Source organism: Mycolicibacterium palauense (genome assembly GCF_002592005.1).
Classification (GTDB): Bacteria; Actinomycetota; Actinomycetes; order Mycobacteriales; family Mycobacteriaceae; genus Mycobacterium; species Mycobacterium palauense.
In genome coordinates this window covers 1-813 of sequence record NZ_NVQF01000205.1, presented here as the reverse complement: position 1 = coordinate 813, position 813 = coordinate 1, and the positions used below count along the sequence as shown (strand labels likewise).

The window sequence follows — 813 nt, the reverse complement described above, 5'->3', positions numbered from 1 at the left end:
ATCCCGAACCCGGAAGCTAAGCCTGTCAGCGCCGATGATACTACCCAACCCGGGTGGAAAAGTAGGACACCGCCGAACACACAAATAGAAACACCCCCCACACCGTGGGGGGCGTTTCTATTTGCGGATCCTTTTGCCCGGACCCTGTTGATTCCCATATTCGGAAAGCAGAATCCCGATTGGGAAATCGGTTAGTCGAAAAGGGTCGGAGTTGCCGCGTATTTCTCCAAGTCCAGCAGGGTTCTCTTGCGGTCGAGCCCGCCGCCGAAGCCGGTCAGGCTCCCGTTCGCGCCGATCACCCGATGGCAGGGGACGATGATCGCGATCGGATTGTGGCCGTTGGCCAGGCCGACCGCGCGCGACGCACCCGGGGCGCCGATCTCCTCGGCGATCTGCCCGTAGGAGCGCGTCTGCCCGTACGGGATGGACTGCAGCGCTGCCCACACCCGACGCTGGAACGCCGTTCCCTCCAAGCGCAGTGCGAGACCGAACTCGCGCAGCTCTCCGGCGAAGTAGGCATCAAGCTGGGTGACGGCCTCGGGAAAGGCGCGGTCATCGAGCAGCCAGTCGGCCCGGCTCGGTTCGTAGGTCTGATCGGCCATCCGCAGGTGGGTCAGCACGGTGCCCTCGCCGGCGAGTGTCAACGGACCGATGGGGCTGTCCACGACGCGATAACGGGTCACGCTCCTGACTTAGGACATGGTCGGCCGATTTTCGGACTGCCGACTCGTTGACCTGCGGGTTCATCGGGCTTAGTGCCCCGTATGGGGCACTAAGCGGGTAGTTTCGGGCGGTGGCGTACGTGCGGAAGGT

Annotated in this window: 1 protein-coding gene; it reads right to left on the bottom strand. The window is 63.7% G+C overall.

The window, feature by feature from the left end:
- Nucleotides 1–191 precede the first annotated feature (191 nt).
- On the bottom strand, nucleotides 192–683 hold the full coding sequence (locus CSR00_RS29885) for a methylated-DNA--[protein]-cysteine S-methyltransferase (RefSeq protein ID WP_099025952.1): 492 nt from the start codon (nucleotides 681–683) through the stop codon (nucleotides 192–194).
- Nucleotides 684–813: the final 130 nt, after the last annotated feature.